1 protein-coding gene is annotated in these 502 nt (G+C 58.4%); it reads right to left on the bottom strand.

The genetic code is table 11. The features are described from left to right. Positions 1–256: 256 nt before the first annotated feature. A partial coding sequence (locus J5M56_RS24470) for a M48 family metalloprotease (RefSeq protein ID WP_207937993.1) occupies positions 257–502 on the bottom strand: 246 nt, incomplete at its 5' end.

Here is a 502-nt window from a genome sequence, read left to right as displayed (position 1 = left end):
CCAATGTGCTGAACATGGGGCGGGCGACGGTGTACAAGCATTTGAAGGAATTGAAGGGCTGAATTCTGCGGTGACTCGTCCGGCCAGATCGCTGGCAAGCCAGCTCCCACAGTAATTGCGTCACACACAAAATTTATGGCGACCGCTGAACCTGTGGGAGCTGGCTTGCCAGCGATGGGCCAGATAAAACAACCAATTTTCTCAAGGCATAAAAAAGGCCTGCATCTCTGCAGGCCTTCTTCTTACAGCGAAGGAATCAACCGCGACGACGCAGTGCGTCAATACGCTCTTCCAGCGGCGGGTGGCTCATGAACATGCGGGCGAAGCCCTGTTTGATGCCACCGTTGATGCCGAAGGCGTTCAGGGTGTCGGGCATGTGCACCGGCAGGCCCTGTTCGGCACGCAGGCGTTGCAGAGCGCCAATCATCGCGCTGGTACCGGCCAGGCGGGCGCCGGCTTCGTCGGCACGAAATTCGCGCTTGCGCGAGAACCACATGACGAT

Origin of the sequence: Pseudomonas sp. 51_B, from assembly GCF_017491595.1 — a bacterium.
Classification (GTDB): domain Bacteria; phylum Pseudomonadota; class Gammaproteobacteria; order Pseudomonadales; family Pseudomonadaceae; genus Aquipseudomonas; species Aquipseudomonas promysalinigenes.
The sequence above is the reverse complement of the archived record's forward strand: the minus strand, read 5'-3'. Positions and strand labels throughout refer to the sequence as shown.